General features: G+C 65.5%; 18 protein-coding genes and 1 tRNA gene. 10 read left to right on the plus strand and 9 right to left on the minus strand.

Going from position 1 to position 22,500, the window contains the following annotated elements; translation table 11 throughout:
• Nucleotides 1–20: 20 nt before the first annotated feature.
• The 4 genes from CEK69_RS00920 to thiS all read right to left on the minus strand — a co-directional run bounded on the left by CEK69_RS00920 (nt 21) and on the right by thiS (nt 3,811).
• Nucleotides 21–1,889, minus strand: a complete 1,869-nt coding sequence (locus CEK69_RS00920) for an SLC13 family permease (protein WP_010341810.1) — start codon at nt 1,887–1,889, stop codon at nt 21–23.
• 66 nt (nt 1,890–1,955) lie between these two features.
• Nucleotides 1,956–2,741, minus strand: a complete 786-nt coding sequence (trmB, locus tag CEK69_RS00925) for a tRNA (guanosine(46)-N7)-methyltransferase TrmB (protein ID WP_152243252.1) — start codon at nt 2,739–2,741, stop codon at nt 1,956–1,958.
• 10 nt (nt 2,742–2,751) lie between these two features.
• Entirely contained in the window at nt 2,752–3,546 is a 795-nt protein-coding gene (locus CEK69_RS00930) for a thiazole synthase (protein WP_017910410.1), read from the minus strand.
• Between the two features lie 64 nt (nt 3,547–3,610).
• Nucleotides 3,611–3,811, minus strand: a complete 201-nt coding sequence (thiS, locus tag CEK69_RS00935) for a sulfur carrier protein ThiS (RefSeq protein ID WP_017914741.1) — start codon at nt 3,809–3,811, stop codon at nt 3,611–3,613.
• Nucleotides 3,812–3,984: 173 nt separating this feature from the next.
• Between thiS and CEK69_RS00940 the strand changes: the two genes are divergently transcribed.
• From CEK69_RS00940 to CEK69_RS00950, 3 genes are all read left to right on the plus strand, one after another.
• On the plus strand, nt 3,985–5,805 hold the full coding sequence (locus CEK69_RS00940; RefSeq protein WP_017910408.1) for an autotransporter domain-containing esterase: 1,821 nt from the start codon (nt 3,985–3,987) through the stop codon (nt 5,803–5,805).
• A gap of 262 nt (nt 5,806–6,067) precedes the next feature.
• A tRNA-Gly gene (locus CEK69_RS00945) sits at nt 6,068–6,141 on the plus strand.
• A 377-nt stretch (nt 6,142–6,518) separates the two neighbouring features.
• Nucleotides 6,519–7,379: a hypothetical protein gene (locus CEK69_RS00950; RefSeq protein ID WP_152243254.1), complete on the plus strand. Its 861-nt coding sequence runs from the start codon at nt 6,519–6,521 to the stop codon at nt 7,377–7,379.
• 117 nt (nt 7,380–7,496) lie between these two features.
• Here CEK69_RS00950 and CEK69_RS00955 read toward each other — a convergent pair whose 3' ends face one another.
• Nucleotides 7,497–8,117, minus strand: coding sequence for a histidine phosphatase family protein (locus CEK69_RS00955; protein WP_152243256.1), 621 nt, complete (start codon nt 8,115–8,117; stop codon nt 7,497–7,499).
• 191 nt (nt 8,118–8,308) lie between these two features.
• On the opposite strand from CEK69_RS00955, the gene CEK69_RS00960 reads away from it, so the two are divergent.
• Nucleotides 8,309–10,357: a phospholipase C, phosphocholine-specific gene (locus CEK69_RS00960; RefSeq protein WP_193313849.1), complete on the plus strand. Its 2,049-nt coding sequence runs from the start codon at nt 8,309–8,311 to the stop codon at nt 10,355–10,357.
• A gap of 410 nt (nt 10,358–10,767) precedes the next feature.
• On the opposite strand, the gene CEK69_RS00965 is transcribed toward CEK69_RS00960, so the two are convergent.
• Nucleotides 10,768–13,077 (minus strand): TonB-dependent receptor, encoded by a 2,310-nt coding sequence (locus tag CEK69_RS00965; protein ID WP_026143299.1) that lies wholly within the window; start codon nt 13,075–13,077, stop codon nt 10,768–10,770.
• 275 nt (nt 13,078–13,352) lie between these two features.
• On the opposite strand from CEK69_RS00965, the gene rimK reads away from it, so the two are divergent.
• The 4 genes from rimK to CEK69_RS00985 all read left to right on the plus strand — a co-directional run bounded on the left by rimK (nt 13,353) and on the right by CEK69_RS00985 (nt 16,915).
• Nucleotides 13,353–14,246: a 30S ribosomal protein S6--L-glutamate ligase gene (gene rimK, locus CEK69_RS00970; RefSeq protein WP_026143298.1), complete on the plus strand. Its 894-nt coding sequence runs from the start codon at nt 13,353–13,355 to the stop codon at nt 14,244–14,246.
• A 298-nt stretch (nt 14,247–14,544) separates the two neighbouring features.
• Nucleotides 14,545–14,727 (plus strand): hypothetical protein, encoded by a 183-nt coding sequence (locus tag CEK69_RS00975; protein WP_152243260.1) that lies wholly within the window; start codon nt 14,545–14,547, stop codon nt 14,725–14,727.
• Nucleotides 14,728–14,910: 183 nt separating this feature from the next.
• On the plus strand, nt 14,911–15,588 hold the full coding sequence (locus tag CEK69_RS00980) for a response regulator transcription factor (RefSeq protein ID WP_010340533.1): 678 nt from the start codon (nt 14,911–14,913) through the stop codon (nt 15,586–15,588).
• Nucleotides 15,581–16,915, plus strand: coding sequence for a HAMP domain-containing sensor histidine kinase (locus CEK69_RS00985; protein WP_148828478.1), 1,335 nt, complete (start codon nt 15,581–15,583; stop codon nt 16,913–16,915). Before CEK69_RS00980 ends, CEK69_RS00985 begins: the two co-directional genes overlap by 8 nt.
• A 110-nt stretch (nt 16,916–17,025) precedes the next feature.
• Here CEK69_RS00985 and coaE read toward each other — a convergent pair whose 3' ends face one another.
• The 3 genes from coaE to CEK69_RS01000 are packed head-to-tail and all read right to left on the minus strand — an operon-like array spanning nt 17,026 to nt 19,798.
• Nucleotides 17,026–17,655, minus strand: coding sequence for a dephospho-CoA kinase (coaE, locus tag CEK69_RS00990; protein ID WP_152243262.1), 630 nt, complete (start codon nt 17,653–17,655; stop codon nt 17,026–17,028).
• A gap of 13 nt (nt 17,656–17,668) precedes the next feature.
• Nucleotides 17,669–18,532: an A24 family peptidase gene (locus tag CEK69_RS00995; RefSeq protein WP_017910397.1), complete on the minus strand. Its 864-nt coding sequence runs from the start codon at nt 18,530–18,532 to the stop codon at nt 17,669–17,671.
• A gap of 6 nt (nt 18,533–18,538) precedes the next feature.
• Nucleotides 18,539–19,798: a type II secretion system F family protein gene (locus CEK69_RS01000; protein ID WP_152243263.1), complete on the minus strand. Its 1,260-nt coding sequence runs from the start codon at nt 19,796–19,798 to the stop codon at nt 18,539–18,541.
• 361 nt (nt 19,799–20,159) lie between these two features.
• Here CEK69_RS01000 and CEK69_RS01005 point away from each other — a divergent pair, with 361 nt between their 5' ends.
• Nucleotides 20,160–20,588, plus strand: a complete 429-nt coding sequence (locus tag CEK69_RS01005) for a pilin (protein ID WP_152243265.1) — start codon at nt 20,160–20,162, stop codon at nt 20,586–20,588.
• 155 nt (nt 20,589–20,743) lie between these two features.
• Nucleotides 20,744–22,477: a type IV-A pilus assembly ATPase PilB gene (pilB, locus tag CEK69_RS01010; RefSeq protein ID WP_152243267.1), complete on the plus strand. Its 1,734-nt coding sequence runs from the start codon at nt 20,744–20,746 to the stop codon at nt 22,475–22,477.
• Nucleotides 22,478–22,500: the final 23 nt, after the last annotated feature.

Raw genomic sequence — 22,500 nt, forward strand, 5'->3', positions numbered from 1 at the left:
GGTGCTTGCGATGGGGCACGCTACAGCGCGTGCCACCAGCCCATCGACATCAGGTTGACCATCAGCACCACCACCAGGGTGTAGACCAGCGACAGCGGGCCGCCGACGCGCCACAGTTCGCGCGGCTGGTAGTTGGCCGGGCCGGTGATCATCGAGATCACCGGATTGGACGCGGTCATCAGGTTGTTGGACGCCGACAGCGCCACGATCAGTGCGAACGCGGTGGGATTGCCGCCGGCCGCCAGCGCCAGGTTGACCGCGATCGGCACCATCACGATGGTCGCGCCGACATGGCTGATCACCAGCGAGAACGCGGTGGTCAGCAGGCCCAGGGCGATCTCCAGCGCCCACACCGGCATGCCCTCGGGTAGTCGCGCAATGGTATGCCCGGCGACCCAGGCCGCCGCGCCGCTGCTGTCCATCGCCCAGCCCAGCGGGATCAGCCCGGCCATCAGGAACACGGTTTTCCAGTTGATCGCCGCGTAGGCCTCGTCCATGCGCAGCACGCCGGTGAGCAGCATGCCGGCCACGCCGGTCATCAGGGTCAGCGCCACCGGCAGCCTGGAAGTCAGCGCGATCAGGATGGTCAGGGCGAAGATCGTCATCGCGATCTTGAACTTGTGCGGGCGGTGCTCGCCCTTGGGGTAGTCGGTGACCACCACGAAGTCGCGGCTTTCCGAGGCCTGCGCCAGGTCCTGCCAGATGCTGTGGAACACCAGCATGTCGCCGGCGCGCAGCGGCACCTTGCGCACGTCCTCGCGGATCACCTGCTTGTCGCGGTTGATCGCCAGCAGGCTGATCCCGGCCTGCTTGCGCAGGCGCAGTTCTGCCGCGCTCTTGCCGATGAAGCGCGAGGTCGGCGGGATCACCGCCTCGGAGATGCCGGCGCGGCTGGGGTTGAACAGATCGCCGAGGTTGCGCAGGCGCGAGGACAGGCGCAGGAACTGGTTCTGCGCGAAGTCGGCGACCTGCTGGCGCGCGCCCATCACCCCGAGCACGCTGCCGACCCAGATGCGCATGTCCGCCGGCGGCGCCAGGCGGGTGTCGTTGCCGGTCTTCAGGGCGAGCAGCAGCGGTGCGTTGTGCACGGTCTCGGCCTCGCCCAGGGTCATGCCGACCAGCGGACTGTCGGCGCTGACGATCAGCTCGAACACATCGCCTTCGATGCCGTAGGTGCGGGCGAAGTAGCTCTCGGTGCGCGCCGGGGTGACGCCGTCGTTGATCAGCCGCTCTTCTTCGGCCAGCGCCTTGTCGCCGCGCACGCGGAAATAGATCAGCGAAGCCGCCAGCAGCGCCACGCCGATCGGCAGCGGCGCGAACATGCGCAGCGGCTCGATGGTGGCCATGCCCGAGGGCAGGTTGTTGTTGGCCGACTGCAGCAGGTCGTTGAGCAGGATCAGCGGCGAGTTGCCGACCATGGTCAGCGCGCCGCCCATCACGATGGCCGCGGCGATCGGCAGCAGCAGCCGCTGCAGGGTCAGCCCGGTGCGTCCGGCCAGGCGCGAGGCCACCGGCAGGTACAGCGCCATCACCGAGGGGTTCTGCATGAACGAGGAATTGAGCCCGGCGATGGCGGTGGTCAACAGCATCAGCCGTTCCTCGACCCCGCGCGCCCGGCGCAGCAGCCACGAGGCCAGCCGGTTCAGCGCGCCGGTGCGCTCCAGCCCGGCGCCGAGGATGGTGGTGGCGATGATGCTCATCACCGCGTTACCGGAGAAGCCGCTGAACAGTTCCTCCGGCGCGATCAGCCCGGTCACCCCGAGCACCACCAGCACCACCAGCGCCACCACGTCGGCGCGGATCCGCTCGAACACGAACATCGCCATGGTGAAGCCGACCAGCCCGAGCACGAGCTTCATATCGGTGGTCAGCGTCAGCGCGGTATCCATGCGAGGCCGGGAATGGGGAATCGGGAATGGAGAATGGCAGAAGCGGCCGGTCGTCGCAGGTCGTCGCTATCGGGGGGCGGCAGACGAGGGCTCTTCCGATTCCCCATTCCCCGTTCCCGATTCCCGGTCGTACAACAAATCCCACACCCCATGCCCCAGATTCTGGCCGCGGGTCTCGAAGTGGGTCTGCGGGCGCCAGTCCGGGCGCGGCACGTGGCCGCGCGGGCCGGCGCGGTTGACCAGGCCGGGGGTGGCGTCGAGCACGTCCCACATCTGCTCGGCGTAATCGGCCCAGTCGGTGGCGCAGTGCAGGCGGCCGCCGGCGCGCAGCTTGCGCACCAGCAGCGCGGCGAAGGCCGGCTGCAGCAGGCGCCGCTTGTTGTGGCGCTTCTTGTGCCAGGGGTCGGGGAAGTAGATGCGCACTTCGTCCAGGCTGCCGTCGGCGATCTCGTGCTGCAGCACCTCCACCGCATCGTGGTGGTACAGGCGCACGTGATCGGCGCCGTCCTCGGCCAGGGCGTTGAGCAGGCGGCCCACGCCCGGCGCGTGCACCTCGATGCCGATGTAGTCGCGGCCCGGATCGTGCTGCGCGGCATGGCGCAAGGCGGCGCCGTTGCCGAAGCCGATCTCCAGCACCTTGGGCGCGCTGCGGCCGAAAGTGGCGTCCAGGTCGCGCGGCTGGCCGCTGTAGTCCAGGCCGAAGCGCGGCCACAGCGCGTCGAACGCGCGCTGCTGGGCGGGAGTGAAGCGGCCCTGGCGCAGCACGAAGCTGCGCACCTGGCGATGGCCTTCCTCGACGGTGAAGGGTTTCGGCGGGGTCTTGGCGCCGGCGCTGGAGAACGGATCGGTCATCCCTGCGGCCTCACCCGATCAGTCCGTCGACCGGCGAGGAGGCGCTGGCGTAGCGCTTGCGCGGGATGCGCCCGGCCAGGAACGCCTCGCGGCCGGCCTCCACCGCCTTGCGCATGGCGCTGGCCATCAGCACGGGGTTGCGCGCGCCGGCGATGGCGGTGTTCATCAGCACGCCGTCGCAGCCCAGCTCCATCGCGATCGCCGCGTCCGAGGCGGTGCCGACGCCGGCGTCGACGATGATCGGCACCTTGGCGTTGTCGATGATCTCCAGCAGGTTGTAGCGGTTTTGGATGCCCAGGCCGGAGCCGATCGGCGCGGCCAGCGGCATCACCGCCACGCAGCCGATCTCTTCCAGGCGCTTGGCCAGGATCGGGTCGTCGCTGGTATAGACCATCACCTCGAAGCCGTCGGCGACCAGGATTTCCGCGGCCTTGAGGGTCTGCACCACGTCCGGGAACAGGGTGCGCTGGTCGCCCAGCACTTCCAGCTTGGTCAGGTTGTGGCCGTCGAGCAGTTCGCGCGCCAGCCGGCAGGTGCGCACCGCGTCCTCGGCGGTGTAGCAGCCGGCGGTGTTGGGCAGGATGGTGTACTGCTCCGGCGGCAGCACGTCGAGCAGGTTGGGCTCGCCCGGATTCTGGCCGATGTTGCTGCGGCGGATCGCCACGGTGACGATCTGCGCGGCGGCGGCCTCGGTGGCCAGGCGGGTCTGTTCGAGATCGGCGAACTTGCCGGTGCCGGTGAGCAGGCGCGAACGGTAGGGTTTGCCGGCGATCACCAGCGCATCGTGGGGGGCGGGAGCGTTCATCGGCGGATTATCGCCCATCGCACCGGCCCTGCCGAGCCCGCGCACCTGCGCGCGGCGGTGAGATTCAGCCGCCGCCCAGCGCGTGCACGATCTCGACCCGGTCGCCTGCGTGCAGTTCGTGCTCGGCATGCGCGCCGCGCGGCACGATCTCGCCGTTGACCTCGACCGCCACGCGCCGCTGGCCCAGCCCTTCGGCCTGCAGCAGCGCGGCCACGGTGGTGGCCGGCGCCAGCGTGCATTGTCTGCCGTTCAATTCGATGTTCATGCCATCATTGTGCAATGCGCGCCGTGGGCGTGCGAGTCGCAATCTTGCGGCAGTGCAACGTGAGCGTGTCCGGCAGAGGTGGAATGATGTCGGCCATGCGGCTACGTATGGTGCGGCCGCTTCCCCCGTTTCGCTGCATTTCTCGTGTTCCATTTCTGCCCGGGAGGGCTTCCATGACTTCGTCCATCCGTCCGCTCCGCTCGCTGCTCGCCGCCGCGATCGTGCTCGCCGCCGCGCCTGCGTTCGCGCAGTCCACCTACAGCCGCACCGTGTTCTTCGGCGACAGCCTGACCGACGCGGGCTACTACCGTCCGCTGCTGCCGGCCTCGGTGCGTGCGGTGACCGGCCAGTTCACCACCAACCCCGACTTCGTCTGGGCGCAGTACGTGGCCGAGTACTACGGCACCAACGCCGCCGCCAACGGCAACGGCCAGATCGGCGACGACTATGCCGCCGGCAATGCCCGTGTCGGCGTGGCCAACCCGAGCGCGCTGGGCGTGGCACCGTCGCTGGCCACCCAGGCCAGCAACTACCTGGCCGCCAACGGCGGCAAGGCCGACCCGAACGCGCTGTATTCGGTGTGGGGCGGTGCCAACGACCTGTTCGCCATCGCCGGCGGTGCGCCGGTGCAGGCCACCATCGGCAATGCCGTGACCGCCGAAGTGGGCATCGTCGCCAGCCTGCAGAACGCCGGTGCGCGCTACGTCATGGTCAACAACCTGCCCGACGTCGGCATCACCCCGCGCTTCCGCGCCGGCGGCGCCGCGGCGATGGCGCAGGGCACCGCACTCGCCACCGCCTACAACACCGCGCTGTTCTCCGGCCTCAAGAGTGCCGGGCTGCGGGTGATCCCGGTCGATACCTTCCACCTGCTGCAGGAAGTGGTGGCCAACCCGGGCGCCTACGGCTTCACCAACGTCACCGGCACCGCCTGCCAGCCGCAGATCACCGCGCAGTCGCTGACCTGCAACCCGACCAGCTACGTCAGCGCCGATGCCGCCGACACCTACGTGTTCGCCGACGGCGTGCACCCGACCGGCCGCACCCACGAACTGCTGGCGCAGTACGCGCTGTCGATCCTGGAAGGCCCGCGCACCCAGCAGATCCTGACGCACTCGGCGCAGATGGTCGGCCGCTCGCGCGCCGACCAGGTCGCCTGGCACGTCGATGGCCGCCCGGAAGCGGACGGCGTGCGCTGGTGGGGCAACCTGCGCGGCGACATGCAGCGCTACCAGCACGGCGACCTGTACGACGGCATGGCCCCGGCTGGTCTGTTCGGCGTGGACTGGTCGCGTGGCGAGTGGGTGTTCGGCGGCTTCGGCGGCTTCGGTCGCACCGATGCCGACTTCGGCAACCGCGGCGGCGACTATACCCAGGACGACAGCACCCTCGGTGGCTTCGCCGGCTGGTACGGCGAGCATGCCTGGGTCAACGCCCAGGTCAGCTACACCTGGCTGAGCTACGACGTCACCCGCAAGGTCAACCTCGGCCCGGCCACCATCGAGCACAAGGGCTCGCCGGACGGCAGCAACCTGACCGCGGCGCTGCAGGGCGGCTACGAGTTCGGCGAAGGCAGCTTCAAGCACGGCCCGGTGGCCGCGGCGATCTGGCAGAAGGTCAAGCTCGACGGCTACACCGAGAGCAACCCGAACTCCAGCGCGCTGGGCTACAGCGACCGCGACGTCGAGTCGATGGTCGGCCGCATCGGCTGGAAGGCCAGCATCGATGCCGGCACGGTGAAGCCGTACCTGCAGGCCACCTACGACCACGAGTTCAAGAAGAACCAGGAAGCCACCGCGTGGCTGCAGACCATGTCCGACCTGGGCGAGTACGCGGTGCCGGGCATCAACTTCGACCGTAACTACGCGTCGGTGGTGCTGGGCGCGCGGACCAAGCTGTGGGGCTTCGAGAGCAACGTCGGCCTCGCCACCACCACCGGCCAGTCGCGCGCGCACGACACCTCGCTGTTCGTGAACTTCGGCGGCAGCTTCTAAGCACTGCCCGACGTTGCCTGCCTTGCCCGGCTGTGTGCCGGGCAGGGTGGGGCAGATGGGGTGACGTAAACCAACGGCATTGGATGCCAGTTGTGGGAGGGGCTTCAGCTCCGACGCCTCTGATCTCGAGCCGTCGGGACTGAAGCCCTTCTGCATTTCCAGGGCGCGCTGCTGGGAGTGCCGGGATCGCCCGCGCGCTGCAGCCGCATTGCGCCGATTTCTTGCGCAACCCCCGGCCCAGCGCATAGACTGCACCGGCAACGCGGGCGTAGCTCAATGGTAGAGCTGTAGCTTCCCAAGCTACTGACGTGGGTTCGATTCCCATCGCCCGCTCCACGATTCCAACTCAGTCTGCAAGTGATTGATTGAGTTGAAGATTCAGGCCGATTGATGATTCCGAGCGATGCCCTCCGAGGTATCAATCGAGGTATCAATCTTGCCCAAGCCTCTGATCATTTCGCGCTCGGCTGGCCTGTATGCGCGCTTCTTTGTTCACGCTGATCTGAAGCCCATGGTCGGCGCACGCTACGTCTTTTCGACCAAGGCGAGTATCTTGGAACCATCCAAGTTACTGGCTTGATTTTCTATAGGTCGGGCTTGGCGGACTATCGCGTGGGTTGAGATGTGGAGCGCGCTTTGAGGGGCATGAAAGATGTATCGCTTTGGTGCGTCTTGACCACATTCGGAAATCGGTTGTCTCCGGCAAGACAAGAGTGAACTTCATTTTGCAAATTTCAAGCGAGAATATGAATCTGGCCTCGATAGACGAGATTTTCGTCGGGCGGGGGTTTTCAAGTATCCAGGGCGAGATGTCTCTGGCGATCGCAGTTTTTGGGTCTGATAGCTATCAAAGGTTCATCAAAAATCAGTCCTTTCCAGAATTCTTTGTTGCCGCTAAGGAGCGTGAGAGTGAGCTTGGCGTCCGACTCGCGGAGTGGAATGCCACCTCTCGAGAAGAGGTTGGTAAGGCCATTGAGCTTATCTTGGATGATCCTATTCTCGATTTCTTGCGAAAGCGTGATTTGTTCGTGCGGTTCTTTCCTGAGCAACTCGGACAGATGCTCTCTGTGCATCTGCCGGCATATCAAGAAAGCGTCGAGCAGGAGGTTGAAAATCTCTGCATCGTCACGCGTGGAGCGGCCATCGATTTGAAGGGAGGCGAAGCGATTGTTGCGCGCAAGCAAATATTCAATGAGGTGGCGAGAGACGCCTTTGCGAAAGTTGGGCTATCTGTTGCCGGCGAGAAGGATGGGATGCTTCACTTTTCTGGGGTAGGAAACGACGGTGCCAAGTTTTCGGCGCAGATGGAGCCTTCATCCCTCACTAGAATATACTTGACGTATATGTGGCCGACCATTCGATACTGGCCTTTGATGTATTTTAGCTTGGTCGTTAAGAAGAGAGTGAAGGGCGAGAAGAAAGCGGCGATCATGATGCCGCCCGGCGTCCAGTCATTGGCAGCGCTGCGCTTGGGCAAATACGAAGACAGTCACTCGCTAGAAATTGCTGTGCGCGCCTTGGCGCTCTGGATCGAACTGGGATTTTTCGGTGGCCCAGCCAAAAATAACTGTTGAAATGATCAGAACTTTGAGCTTTTCCGGGTGTCTGGTTGCGCTCTGCTCAGAGCAGGCCTTCGCAGTCACATGCACGACAGTGCCTTCCAAGGCCGGAAACAAGCGCATTGGACTGCACTAGGCGCGAAGCCCGAGCGTGTGATGGGTTTCGTTGAGGCGATAGAGGGTGAAGTCATTTTCTTCGATCACGATTTGATTCACGCAGCACGGCTCCTGCTTGATGCGCCAATAGCGCCTCAGCGGAAGTCCTAGGCATTGCAGCAGAAGCACCCGATTGATGCTGTCGTGGCCGACGAGGACCACGGTCTGGCCGCTGTGATGGTGCAGGATGTTCTGTAGAACCCGCATGGCGCGAACCAGGACATCTGCCAGCGTTTCGCCCCCTGGAATCACCGCCAGGTCCGGCATCGCAAACCAGGTCCGTGCGATGTCGGGCCAGCGCGCAGCCACCTCTTCGTGCGTCAGTCCCTGCCACTGGCCGTAATGGATGTCGGACAGGTCGTCCAGGGTTCTGGTCGGCACGCCGGTCGCTTGCGCGATCGCTGCACCGGTCCGCACGCACCGCGACAGCGGACTGGTGTAGATCGCGTGCGGTGTCCAGCTTTGCGCGACGCGCGTCGCCAAGGCTGCGGCCTGCAGTTCGCCAAGCTGCGATAGCGGCAGTTCCGCACGCCCGCGGAACCGCTCGGGTGCAATCCAGTCGACATGCCCATGGCGGGTAAGGATCAGGGTGGTCATGGCCCCTTTCTCTCATTGTCTTGTCGAACCAGCGCTGAGCGGTCGCGAGCCAGCCGAGACAGCCGCCGGCGCACTGTCAAACCCGCTTCATCGACCAGCGCTAGGCTGGCAAACGCCTGAGCGTTCGCTCGTTGCCGGTGTTGCTTCTCGTGGTCGATCACAGTCGTCGTCGTTTTCTCACCCGCACGTCCATGGTCCTTGGGGCTGGCGCGACCATGCCGCTGTTGCCGGGCGTCATCCGCAGTGCGCTGGCGGTGCCGCCGGCGCGGGTCACCGGCACGCTGCAGGACGTGCAGCATGTGGTGATCCTGATGCAGGAGAACCGCTCCTTCGATCATTACTTCGGCTGCCTGCGCGGGGTGCGCGGCTATGGCGATCCGCGGCCGCTGCGGCTGCCCAGCGGCAAGCCGGTCTGGTACCAGCCCGAGCGCAAGGGCAGCGACCGCTATGTATTGCCGTTCCGGCTCAACAGCCAGACCAGCAGCGCGCAGTGGATGAAGGATCTTAACCACGACTGGAAGGGCTCGCACGAGACCTGGAAGCACCACGATGCCTGGATCGCGCAGAAGAGCGCGATGAGCATGGGCCACTTCCAGCGCGAGGACCTGCCGTTCTACTACGCGCTGGCCGATGCCTTCACTCTTTGCGACGGCTACCACGCCTCGCTGTTCGGTCCGACCAATCCCAACCGCATGTACATGTTCACCGGCACCAGCGGCCTGAGCGTCGGCAACGACGGCGAGCAGGCGGTGAACAACCGCGACGACGGCAACTGGACCGCGGACATGGCGCGCGACAATCCGCGCTTTCCCGGCTACACCTGGAGCACCTACTCCGAGCGCCTGCAGCAGGCTGGCATCAGTTGGCAGGTCTATCAGGAGTTCGACAACTACGGCGACAACAGCCATCCGTACTTCGCCAACTTTCGCAAGCTGGACCGCGCGTCGCCGTTGTACCGCCGGGGCCGCGCCATCGTGCCTGGCTCCACCGCCGACAACGCCAAGGCCTCGCGCGGCGAACACCTGGTGGCCGCGTTCGAGCGCGACGTGCGCGCCGGCACGCTGCAGCAGGTGTCGTGGATCGTCGCGCCGTACCTGCTCAGCGAGCACCCCGAGGCCACCCCGGCCTATGGCGAATCCTTGAGCGCGCGGCTGCTGGAGGTGCTGGCCGCTTCGCCGGAGGTCTGGTCGAAGACGGTGTTCCTGATCAACTACGACGAGAACGACGGCTTCTTCGACCATGTGCCGCCGGCGTTGCCGGCGATCCGGCCGGAGCTGGGCGCCAGCAACGTGGACCTGCATGGCGAGGACTATCACGGCGTGCCGGTCGGGCTGGGGCCGCGGGTGCCGATGCTGGTGGTGTCGCCGTGGAGCCGCGGCGGCTGGGTGAACTCGCAGGTGTTCGACCACACCTCGGTGCTGCGCTTCCTGGAGCAGCGTTTCGGCGTGATGGAGCCGAACATCAATCCCTGGCGCCGCGCGGTTGCCGGCGATCTGACCTCCACGCTGGACTTCGTCGGCCACGATCCGGCGCCGGTGGCCTTGCCGGACACCCGCGACTACATCGCCCGCATCGATGCCACCGCGACGCTGCCGCCGCCACAGCGCCCTGCCCAGCAGGCGCTGCCGGTGCAGGAACCCGGGCAGCGCCCGGCACGCGCGCTGCCCTACGATTTCGATGTGCGGCTAGAGGTGCAGGCGGATGCGCGCGTGTTGCGCATGCGCAACCGCGGCACGGCCGGCGTTGCGCTCAATGCCTATGCCGACGAGGGTGTGGCCGGGCCCTGGTTCTACACGCTGGCCGCCGGCAGCGAGCTGCAGGATGCGCGCCCCTGGCGCGGCGCTGCCGCCGATGCCGGCTACGCGTTGCGCGTGCATGGCCCCAACGGGTTCCTGCGCGAGTTCCATGGCGACGGGATCGGCGATGCCGGTCTGCAGGCAGAGGCCGACTACGATGCTGCCGCGCAATGCTTGCTGCTGACGCTGGTCAATGCCGGTGAGCAGCCCTGCGCGTTGCGCGTGCGCGACGGGTATCGCGGCGATGGTGGCGAGCAGGCGATCACGCTGGCTGCCGGTGATCGCACCGTCCTGCGTCTGCCGTTGCAGGCGCAGCACCACTGGTATGACCTGACCATCGACAGCGCGACTTTGCCGCAGTGGCGGCGGCGCCTGGCCGGGCACATCGAGACCGGCCGACCGAGCATGAGCGATCCGGCGATCGGCCGCGCGGTCGACGCGTAGTGGCTGCACTGGCGCTCCGATGCGTGACCAGGTTTCTGGCTGAGCACGGACACTGCTTGAGCAGGTCCCATAGGTAATGTGGCCGCTGTAGAAGTCACTGTGATCCGGGTTCACTAAGCGAGGCCATTGGCGCTTTGACCCTGTTGCAGTCGGGACTGAAGTCCCTCCCACAAGGATGGGGACGGCCTTCGACGTCGCTGCCAGCAGGTGCGCATGACGCCCGGCGATGCGCCGGCGGTGGCGGCAGATTCAGTCGCGATCCTTTCGAGCGCATGCGATTCTGAAACGACGGCCAATGCCGCATGGCCATCCCCGTGCACTGCAAGTTCGCCTCGCTCCCAAAACGCAAACGCCGCCGCTGCAAGAGCAGCGGCGGCGCGTGATGCCTTCCCTGGCAGTGTCGCGTCGGCTCAGAACTTGCCGCTGAAGGTGACGAAGAACTGGCGCGGCGCACCGGCCATCAGCGTCTGGTTGTAGCCGTTGGGGTCGGAGACGACGTAGCCGTTGGTGCCGACGGTGGCGAAATAGCGCTTGTCGAACAGGTTGGTGACGTTCGCGCTCAGGCCCAGGTTCTGGAACATGCCGACCTGGCCGAAGTCGTAGCCGGCGCTGAGGTCGAAGCGCCAGTAGCTGGGCACCGACGAGTCGTTGAGGTAGCTGATGTAGCGGCGGCCGGTGTACTTGCCGTCCAGCGAGGCGTGCCAGCCGGCGTTTTCGTAGGCCAGGCTGCTGGAGAACATCCACTCGGGGATGCCGACCACGCGCTTGCCGGAGGTCGCCACCACGCCGCCGTTGAGGTAGTCGTCCTGGTAGGTCGAGTCGTCATAGGACAGCGAGTTCAGCCAGCGCAGCTGTTCGATCGGACGCCAGATCACCGCCAGGTCGGCACCCTGGCTACGCACCGAACCGACGTTGTTGAGCGTGGCCGAGCAGGTCTGGATCGCGCTGCACGGCGAGGTCACCAGCAGGCGGTCGTCGAAGGTGGTGTGGTACAGGGCCAGCGACGCTTCCACGCCGGCGCCGCGCACGCGGTAACCCAGTTCGTAGGTCTGCGCGGTCTCCGGCTCCAGCGAGCCCTTGATCGCATTGAACGCGGCCTGCGATTCCTGGAACGGGGTGAAGCCGAAGCCGGCCATGTTCTTGTTGTAGGAGGCGTAGACCTCCTGGTGATCGTCGATCTTGTAGTTGATGCCGACCTGCGGCAGCAGGTCCGAGTCGGCCTTGATCTCGCCGGCGGCATTGGACGCGGACGGCACCTGCGACTGCGCGGTGGTGTCGACGATCAGCTTCTTGGCGCCGAAGTTCAGGGTCAGGCGCTCGTCCATCAGGCGCAGCGTGTCCTGCGCGTAGACCATGGTCGTGTCGGTATCGTAGTGCTGGGCGAAGCCGCGCGCGAACAGGGTGCCGTTCTTGTTGAAGTAGTACAGATCGGTGAACGGGCCGTCGAGCAGGAAGTAGTTGCGCTCCTGCACGGTCTTGGCGTTCTGGTACCAGCCGCCGATCTCGATCTCGTTGCCGGCCACGGTGAAGTTCAGCGAGCCGGTGACGCCATGGCGGTTGAGGCGGTAGTCGGTGGTGCGCATCGACAGCGGCACGCTGGGCGAGGACGCGACGTACGGCGTGGTCCACTGGCCTTCGCCGTTGTTGTCGTGGTAGTAGCCGGTCAGGTTCAGCGTGGCGCTGCCGCCGAGGTTGAACGTGCCGCTGAGCGCGGCCAGGTTGTCGCGGCGCAGGCCCGCGCCGGAGTAGTAGGACGCGTCGGCCTTGTCGTAGTCGGCCGGCAGGCCGTTGAGGCTGGCCGGGTAGCTGCCCTTGCCGTTGAGCGCGTTGGCGATCTGCACCGCGCTGTTCCAGTCCGGCATCAGGTAGTCCCAATCCCAGCCGAGGACCCGCTGCGAGGTCAGCGACAGGTCCATGATGTCGTATTCCTTGCGGTGCGAGCTGTCCAGGTACAGGCTGACCCGGTTGCCGTCGCCCCACTGGTACAGCGCCTTGGCGTTGGCCTGGTTGTACTCGTTGTTGCCGTAGCCCTTCCACTTGTCCATTTCGCCGTGCACCAGCGAGGTGTACAGCGAGAAGCCGTGGATGTCGCCGGTGTCGCCGCGCAGGTAAGTGCGGCGGGTGCTGTCGGAGCCGAGGGTCTGGCTGAAGCGGAAGCCGGCGTCGGCATCCGGATCGGCCGAGTAGTAGCGCACGGTGCCGCCGAGGTTGCTGCTCGACGGCGTGCCCAGGCCGCCGGCGCCCTGCGCCAGTTCCACCGAGGCCACGTTCTCGGAAATGATCGCGCGGGTCACCTGCAGGCCATCGGTGACGCCGTAGCTCATGTTGCCCAGCGGCACGCCGTCCAGGGTGAAGCCGAGGCGGCTCTGGTCGAACCCGTGCAGGCTGATCGCGGTGGACCATTCGTAGGCGCCGAACGGGTCGGCCGACTGGAACTGCACGCCGGGCAGCTTGTCCAGCACCTTCAGCGCGCTGGTGCCGGGGGCGGCGATTCCGATGTCCTCACGGGTGATGCGCTGCACCTGGCGGGTGGTGCCGCTGGACACGACGGTGATCGCGTCGAGCATGGTGGCATCGTTGCCGCTCGCGCTGGCCGCCGCATCGGCGGTTGCGGTGGCGGCGGCCGGCGCGGTCTCGGCCAGCGCGGCGAAGGCCGGCAGGGCGGACACGATGGCGAGCACCAGCGCGTGCGGGCGCAAGGATCTGGAAGTGGGGGTCATCGAAAGTCACCAATCAAGAGGGGGAGACGTTCCGGTCCTGCCGCGCGGGGCGCGGGCAGCCGGCACCGGGCCGGTACGCGGCCCGCCCGCCACGATGCAACGGTTTTGTGAACGTTTCGGGGCGGTCCGATGTCGGCTGTGGGACAGCACGCGGAACGTGGGTGATGGCGATCACCGCCGATCCCGGCCTTGCCGCGCGGGCGGCGGCGACGCGCGGCATCGCGGCGCCGGTGGCGCGACGTATGATGCCGGGCCAGCCACCGCCGCCGCCTTCGATGAAGCTCGCCATCCTGTCACGCAATACCAAGCTGTACTCGACCCGGCGCCTGGTCGAGGCCGGCCGCGAACGCGGGCACACGGTGCGCGTGCTGGACCCGCTGCGCTGCTACATGCGCATCGCCGCCGGCGCTTTCACCATGCATTACAAGGGCAAGCCGATCACCGGCTACGACGCAGTGATCCCGCGCATCGGCAATTCGGTGACCCGCTACGGCACCGCGGTGCTGCGGCAACTGGAGATGATGGGCGTCTGCACGCCCAACCCGTCCGACGCGATCCTGCGCGCCCGCGACAAGCTGCGCGCGCACCAACTGCTGGCGGCCAAGGGCATCGACATGCCGATGACCGTGTTCGGCGACAACCCGGACGACACCGGCGATCTGCTGTCCATGCTCGGCCCGCCGCCGCACGTGGTGAAGTTGAACGAGGGCACCCAGGGTACCGGGGTGATCCTGACCGAGAAGGCCAGCGCCTCGCGCGGCGTGGTCGAGGCGCTGCGCGGGCTGTATGCCAATTTCCTGGTGCAGGAGTTCATCGGCGAGGCCGAGGGCGCCGACCTGCGCTGCTTCGTGGTCGGCAACCAGGTGGTGGCGGCGATGCGCCGCACCGCGCCGGAGGGCGACTTCCGCTCCAACCTGCATCTGGGCGGCACCGCCGAGAAGACCGCGGCCAGCCGTGGCGAGCAGGAGGTCGCGGTACGCTCGGCCAAGGCGCTGGGCCTGGGCGTGGCCGGCGTCGATCTGATTCGCTCCAAGCGCGGGCCGCTGGTGTTGGAGGTCAACTCCACGCCGGGCCTGGAAGGCATCGAGACGGTCTGCGGGCTGGATATCGCCGGTAAGGTCATCGAGCACCTCGAAGCTTGCCTGAAACGAAAGAAATCAGGGGCTTAGTCGCATTACTGGCCGTTCGTTCTGGCTTAACACCGGTTTAATTCCGCCCTGCGTAAGCTTCTCCGGACCGCAGCTCTGCCCTCCTCAGCAGGAACGGTAATCGGGATAGAAAAACTTTCGGCCCAGGCAGCTCCGCTGCCTGGGTCTTTTTCTTGGGCGATTTGTTGGCGATCGCAGACCCCGGCCGACGCCGGGGTCGCGCTTGCGGGCATGTTTGCGCGGCAGCTACATTGCGACGCAATGGGGAACTGCGGAATGCAGGAGCCCGGATCGGTCACGGCGCCAAGGTGAGGCGCCCATGAACGTGAAGAAAGTGTTCGCACGGCAACTCAGTACAATTCGGCAGCGATCTGAGTCGGGTGAACGTGTTCAAGAAGCAGGCGAGCCTGGCTTGGCGCAGGCGTTGCCGAAGAACGAATGGCAGGCCGCGCCGTTTGCGAGCGCCGTAGCTCGCGAGCGGATCGGCTGGAGCGAGAACTGATAGCGGCGACGCGCTGTCCAAGGCAGCGAATCGTCAGGTGGATCGCGAGGGCGAAAGTTCGCCTGGGCATCCATCGGAACGCATTGCAAATACCATGGCGGCGTGCCGCCGTGGACGACGAGGAGGCGCGGCATCCGCGGCGCACTCTACTGATACGTAGTACGACTGACGGGGTACATGTTGGTGCGAATTCTAGTGATCGAAGACAACAGTGACATCGCTGCCAATCTCGGCGACTACCTCGAGGATCGCGGTCATACCGTCGATTTCGCCGCCGATGGCGTCACCGGTCTGCACCTGGCGGTGGTGCACGAGTTCGATGCGATCGTGCTCGATCTCAATCTGCCCGGCATGGACGGCATCGAGGTCTGCCGCAAGCTGCGCAACGAAGCGCGCAAGCAGACGCCGGTACTGATGCTCACGGCGCGCGATTCGCTGGACAACAAGCTCGCCGGCTTCGATTCCGGCGCCGACGACTACCTGATCAAGCCGTTCGCGCTGCAGGAAGTGGAAGTGCGGCTCAACGCGCTGTCGCGCCGCGGCAAGGGCGTGCACACCCGGGTGCTGGAGACCGGCGATCTGGAATACAACCTGGATACGCTGGAAGTGCGTCGCCAGGGCAAGCTGCTGCAGCTCAATCCCACCGCGCTGAAGATCCTGCAGGCGCTGATGGAAGCCGCGCCGGCGGTGGTGACCCGGCAGGAACTGGAAACCCGCGTATGGGGCGAGGAACTGCCCGATTCCGATTCCCTGCGCGTGCATATCCATGGCCTGCGCGCGGTGGTGGACAAGCCGTTCGACGTGCCGATGATCCAGACCCGCCACGGCATCGGCTACCGCATCGCCGCACCCGATGCCTGAAGCGCCTGCGTTGCCGCGTGTGGTGCGGCGGCGCGGACGCTACCGCCGCCGCCTCCGCAGCCGCATCATCCTCTCGTTCGTGCTGTTGGGCTTCGGCCTGACCGCACTGTTCGCGTTCGCCACCAACTGGGCGCGGGCACGCGTGGAGAACCAACTGGTCGAGGTGGTGCTGAACCGCAACATCGACGAGTACTCGCACCGGTTCTTCTCCGATCCGTCGAAGAACCCGGACCTGCCGGTGCAGCAGATGGTCGGCCGGGTGGTCAAGAGCGACCGCTTCGAGGCGCTGCGACGCGAGCAGCCGGAGTGGTACAACTTCTCCGACGGCATCCACAACGTGTCCGGTCGCGACGAAACCGGCAAGCCGTTCTCCTACAAGGTGGCGGTGCGCAAGACTCCGAACGTCTGGTTCTTCCTCGCCTATGACATGACCCAGACCATGCAGGGCGAGGTGCAGCTCAAGCGCACCCTGATCCTGTCGGTGCTGGTGTTCAGCGCGTTGTCGCTGGTGATCGGCTGGTGGTCGGCGTCGCGGGTGATGCGGCCGGTGTCGGATCTGGCGGCACGCCTGCGCGCCTATCGCGGCAGCAGCGATCCCAAGCCGCTGGCGCCGCACTTCCCCGACGACGAGGTCGGCCAGCTGGCCGAGGCGCTGGACGACTATTCGGCGCGCCTGACCGAAGTGGTGCAGCGCGACCGCGAGTTCAATGCCGACGTCAGCCATGAACTGCGCACGCCGCTGGCGGTGATCCGCGGCGCCACCGAGCTGCTGCTGACCCGGCCCAATCTCGACGAGAAAGTGCTGCAGCGCCTGCAGCGCATCCAGCGCGCCGAACAGCAGTGCAGCGACTTGATCGGGTCGCTGCTGCTGCTGTCGCGCAACGAGCGCGGGCAGGGACACAGCAACGTCGCCAAGGTGGCCGAGCAGTTGATCGAGTCGCATCGCGCGCAACTGGGCGGCAAGCCGCTGCAGTTGCTGCTGGAAGGCGAGCGCAACCTCACCATCGATGCACCGGAAGCGGCGCTGTCGGTGGCGCTGGGCAATCTGATCGGCAATGCCGTCAAGTACACCCAGGAAGGGCAGGTGGTGGTGCGGGTGCTGAGCGACGCGGTGCAGGTGATCGATTCCGGCCCGGGTCTGAGCGAGGAGGACGCGGCCAAGCTGTTCCAGCGCGGCTACCGCGGCACCCACGCGGGCCATTCGCAGGGCGGCGGCATCGGCCTATCGATCGTCAGTCGCCTCTGCGATCTCTATGGTTGGCAGGTCAACGTGCGTCCGGGCGCCACCAAGGGCGTGGTGGCGACACTGTGGTTCAAGCCGGCCTGAGGCTGACGACGAAGCTTCGTCCATCGCGTAGGAGCGGCTTCAGCCGCGACCGGGCGTTCCTCCGGTAAGGATTGATCGCGGCTGATCCCAGCGGGAACAAGGGCGCCTACCTACAAAGACGCTGACGCCTTGGCCGCAGCCAGCGCACGGTACTGCTCGTCCAGCTTCTCTACCGCTTCCTGCAGTGCCGTCGCAGCGCCGTCGTTGACCACCACATCGTCGGCGATGGCCAGGCGCTCGACGCGGGTGGCCTGGGCCGCCAGCATGCGCTGCGCCAGGTCGGCGGTGATGCCGTCGCGTTGCATCAGGCGCGCGTGTTGCAGCGCCTCGGGGGCGTCGATCACCAGGATCCGGTCGAGCCAGGGATAGCGGGCGCGTGCACCGACTTCTGTCAACAACGGGATGGCGGCGATCGCGTATGGTCCGGCGGCCGCGCGGCACTGTTCCTGCAGCAACCGGCGAATGGCCGGGTGGGTGATCGCTTCCAGGTCGCGGCGTGCCGTTGCGTCCTCGAAGATCCGCTGGCGCAAGGCGGCGCGGTCGAGTTGCCCATCGTCCTGCAGGATCTGCGGCCCGAACCGCGCCACGATCTGTGCCAGGGCGGGGTGGCCGGGCGCGACCACCGCACGCGCGGCGAGGTCGGCATCGGCGACGGCGATGCCCTTGGCCTCGAAGCGGCGGCTCAGCTCGCTCTTGCCGGAGGCCACGCCTCCGGTCAGGCCGACGACGAAATCAGTCAAGCCTTGGGCTCCGTCAGCGCAGTCCCGACCAGCGCATGTAGGTCTCCACGATCTCCGTGCCCCAGAAGAAGGTGATCCAGCCGGCGATCGCCAGATAGGGGCCGAACGGGATCGGCGTGGCGCGGTCGCGGCCCTTGGCCGCCAGCCACAGCGAACCCAGGATCGCACCGACCAGGGAGGAGATCAGGATGGTCGGCAGGATGCCCTTCAGGCCGCACCAGGCGCCGATCGCGGCCAGCAGCTTGAAATCGCCATGGCCCATGCCTTCCTTGCCGGTGATCTGCTTGAACAGCCACCACACCGACCACAGCGAGAAGTAGCCGACCGCAGCGCCGAGCAGGGCGGGTTTGGCCGGCATGTACAGGTTGTCCATGCTGCCGATCAGGCCGAGCCACATCAGCGGCAGGGTCAACTGGTCCGGCAGCAGGCGGGTGCGCAGGTCGATGCCGGACAATGCCACCAGGAAACAACTGAACACGATCGCGCCGAAGCCCTGCCAGCCGAAGCCGAAGCGCCACACACTGGCGACCACCAGCAGGCTGGTGAGGAGCTCCACCAGCGGGTACTGCGGCGAGATCGGCGCATGGCAGTAGCGGCACTTGCCGCGCAGCGCCAGCCAGCTGAACAGCGGGATGTTTTCGAACCAGGCCAGCTTGTGCTTGCAGTGCGGGCAGTGCGACGGCTCCACCACGATGCCGGGCGGCGGCGGATCGTAGATGTCCGGCAGCTCCAGGATCTCGCGCGAATCGCGCTTCCACTGCCATTCCATGCGCCTGGGCATGCGCAGGATGACCACGTTGAGGAAGCTGCCCACCAGCAGGCCGAGCCCGGCCGCGGCCGGGAAGCCGAGGCCGGGGTGTTGATCGAGAAATGCCATTAATGCTTATCCAACGACGGAGGCCAGCTTGAAGATCGGCAGGTACATGCCGATGACCATGCCGCCGACGATGGTGCCGATGAACACCATGATCAACGGCTCGATCAGGCTGCTCAAGGCATCGACCGCATTGTTCACTTCCTGCTCGAAGTACTCGGCGACCTTGAACAGCATCGCGTCCAGCGCGCCGGCCTCTTCGCCGATCGCGGTCATCTGGATGACCATGTGCGGAAACAGATTGGTCTGCTTCATCGCCACATTGACCGGATAGCCGACCGCCACGTCGTCACGCATGCGCAGTACAGCCGTCTCGTAGACGCTATTTCCGGTGGCGCCTGCGACGATATCCAGCGCTTCCACCAGCGGTACACCGGCGCGGAAGGTCACCGCCAAGGTGCGCGAGAAGCGCGCGACCGAGCTGTTGTGCATGATCTGGCCGATGACTGGTACCTTCAGGATCAGCCTATCCATGGCGTGTTGCATCGAGGGCGAGCGTTTATAGGCAAAGACGAGTCCGCCGATGGTGCCGATCATCGCCAGCAGAAGAATCAACCAGTAAGCCACCATGAACCGCGAGGCCGCCACGATCATCTGGGTGAAGGCCGGCAGTTCCGCGCCGAAGCCCTTGAACACATCCTCGAACTGGGGAACCACCCATACCAGCAGAATGGAGCTGACAATCAGCGCTACGGCCATGACCATGGCAGGATAGAACAAGGCTTTCTTGATCTTGCCCTTCAGTGCCTCGATGTTCTCCTTATAGGCCGCCACCGTCTCAAGAACGGTTTCTAGCACGCCGGCACCTTCGCCGGCTTTGACCAAATTGCGATACAGCTCGTCGAACTGCACCGGGTGCTTGCTGATCGCCTCGTAGAGTGATGAGCCACCCTCAATATCGGTGCGGATCTGGTCGACCATCTTCTTCATCCGCGGGTTCTTATGCCCGCTGGCGATGATCTCCAGCGAACCCACGATCGGGACACCGGACTTCATCATTGTCGCCATTTGTCGGCTGAAGAAAGCGATGTCCTTAGGGCTGATCTTCTTGCCGGCTGCGCCGAACAATGGCTTGGGCTTGGGCTTTACCACAGACGGCGTGATTCCCTGGCGGCGCAACTCGGCACGCAGCAGGTTGGCGTTTTTAGCGATTTGCTCGCCCTTCATCTTGATGCCGCGCTTGTCAATGCCCTCCCATACGAAGGGCACCTGCTGACTGATGCTGCGTGCGACCGGCTCTTTTTTGACTGCACTTCGAGTTGCGGACATCAGGTCGTCTCCCCATCCAGCCATCCCCGGGCGGACATGTCTAGCATGGTATCGGTTTCCAGCCGTGGCTGACAGACATGGTCGCGATGGGTGACAGGTCCTGAACCAGCGGGGTGACGCATAGCGTCACTTTGTGCCGCTTGTGGGCGAATGCGCCATCCGGTCGCAATAATGGATCTACCCTGCGCTTCGGCTGTCGCTCTAGGGCATGATGTGGCACGCGGACGTTCATTAAGATGCGCGTGGGAAGTTGGCACGCAGTCTGCTTGGGTTGTCCTGCACGTGGCGCTTAGCCGCGGCGCTCGGGGAGTATGATCCGCGGGCGAGTGCCTAACTTCAACATCCACTCTAGGGGTTCACTATGAAGAAGCAGCAAGGCTTTACCCTGATCGAACTGATGATCGTGATCGCGATCATCGCCATCTTGGCCGCTATCGCGCTGCCGATGTACCAGGACTATGTGGCTAAGTCGCAGGTCGCTGCTGGCTTGGCGGAAATTACCCCTGGAAAAGTTGCTGCGGAAACTCGCAACTCCGACGGTGGTGCTGCGTCGACTACTCCCGCTGATTTCGGTCTGACCACCCCGACCAAGCGTTGCAGCTCCATCACGGTGAACTATGCGGTCGGTGGTGCGACGACTCTCACCTGCAACCTTCTGGGTAATGGCCAGGTGAACGGTAAGAACATTGTGTGGACCCGCACCGCCGATAACGCAGGCACCGGTGTCGCTGGTACATGGACCTGCTCCACCACTGTTGCTGCCAAGTTGCGTCCGTCGACCTGCCCGTAATTCAATGGCAGTAGAGGTGATTTTTAATCATTTCTTTGACGTTAAAAAGCCCGCTTAAAGCGGGCTTTTTAATGGCTGCGCATATTATTTCTCGGTTTGCTTTTAAAATTTGTTTCGCTTAAATCCTTGATCTTTTTATAGTATCTTGGTGGCATATGAATATTCTTGCGTCTGCAAACCTTGTCGGCATCACCGGGATCGCCCGCCGCCTCGTGCAGGACGGGGTGCTGGACGAAGCCGCGGCGCGGACCGCGATGGCCCAGGCGGGCGAGGCCAAGGTGCCGCTGCCGCAGTGGTTCTCCGAGAAGAAGCTGGTCACCGCCGCGCAGCTGGCCGCCGCCAATGCGGTGGAGTTCGGCATGCCGTTGATGGATGTCTCGGTTTTTGACGCCAGCCAGAACGCGATGAAGCTGGTCAGCGAGGAACTGCTGCAGAAGTACCAGGTGCTGCCGTTGTTCAAGCGCGGCGGCCGCCTGTTCGTCGGCATCAGCAACCCGACCCAGACCCGGGCGCTGGACGACATCAAGTTCCACACCAATCTGACGGTGGAGCCGATCCTGGTCGACGAGGACCAGATCCGCCGCACCCTGGAGCAGTGGCAGGCCAGCAACGACTCGCTCGGCAGTGCCTTGGGCGACGACGAGGGCATGGACAACCTCGATGTCGGCGGCGGCGACGAGGACATGGGCGGCGGTGGCGACACCGGCATCGACGCCAAGGGGGAGGACACCCCGGTCGTCAAGTTCGTGAACAAGGTGCTGGTCGATGCAATCCGCCGCGGCGCGTCCGACATCCACTTCGAGCCCTACGAGGACGACTACCGGGTGCGCCTGCGCATCGATGGCCTGCTCAAGAGCGTGGCCAAGGCGCCGGTCAAGCTCAACCAGCGCATCGCCGCGCGCCTGAAGGTGATGGCGCAGCTGGACATCGCCGAGAAGCGGGTCCCGCAGGACGGCCGCATCAAGCTCAATCTGTCCAAGAACAAGCAGATCGATTTCCGCGTCAGCACCCTGCCCACGCTGTTCGGCGAGAAGATCGTGCTGCGTATCCTGGACGGCAGCGCGGCCAAGCTGGGCATCGACAAGCTCGGCTACGAGCCGGAGCAGCAGAAGCTGTTCCTGGACGCGATCCACAAGCCGTACGGCATGGTCCTGGTCACCGGCCCCACCGGCTCGGGCAAGACGGTGTCGCTGTACACCGCGCTGGGCATCCTCAACGACGATACCCGCAACATCTCCACCGCCGAGGATCCGGTCGAAATCCGCCTGCCCGGGGTCAACCAGGTGCAGCAGAACAACAAGCGCGGCATGACCTTCGCGGCGGCGCTGCGCTCGTTCTTGCGCCAGGACCCGGACATCATCATGGTCGGCGAAATCCGCGACCTGGAGACCGCCGAGATCGCGATCAAGGCCGCGCAGACCGGCCACATGGTGTTGTCCACCCTGCACACCAACGACGCGCCGCAGACCATCGCGCGCCTGATGAACATGGGCATCGCGCCCTACAACATCACCAGTTCGGTGACCCTGGTCATCGCCCAGCGCCTGGCGCGGCGCCTGTGCAACAACTGCAAGCGTCCGGTCCAATTGCCGGAGAAGGCCTTGCTGGCCGAAGGCTTCACCGAGGCGGAGATCGCCGCCGGCGTCCAACTGTACGAAGCGGTGGGCTGCGACGAGTGCACCGAGGGCTACAAGGGCCGCACCGGCATCTACCAGGTGATGCCGATGAACGACGAGATCGCGGCGATCGTGCTGCAGGGCGGTAACGCCATGGACATCGCCAGCGCCGCGCAGAAGATCGGCGTCAAGGACCTGCGCCAGTCGGCCTTGCTCAAGGCCCGCAACGGCATCACCAGCCTGGCCGAGATCAATCGGGTGACGAAGGATTGAAGAGCCGGGAATGGGGAATCGGG

This window comes from Xanthomonas sp. LMG 12462 (assembly GCF_009192885.1).
GTDB classification, from domain to species: Bacteria; Pseudomonadota; Gammaproteobacteria; order Xanthomonadales; family Xanthomonadaceae; genus Xanthomonas_A; species Xanthomonas_A sontii.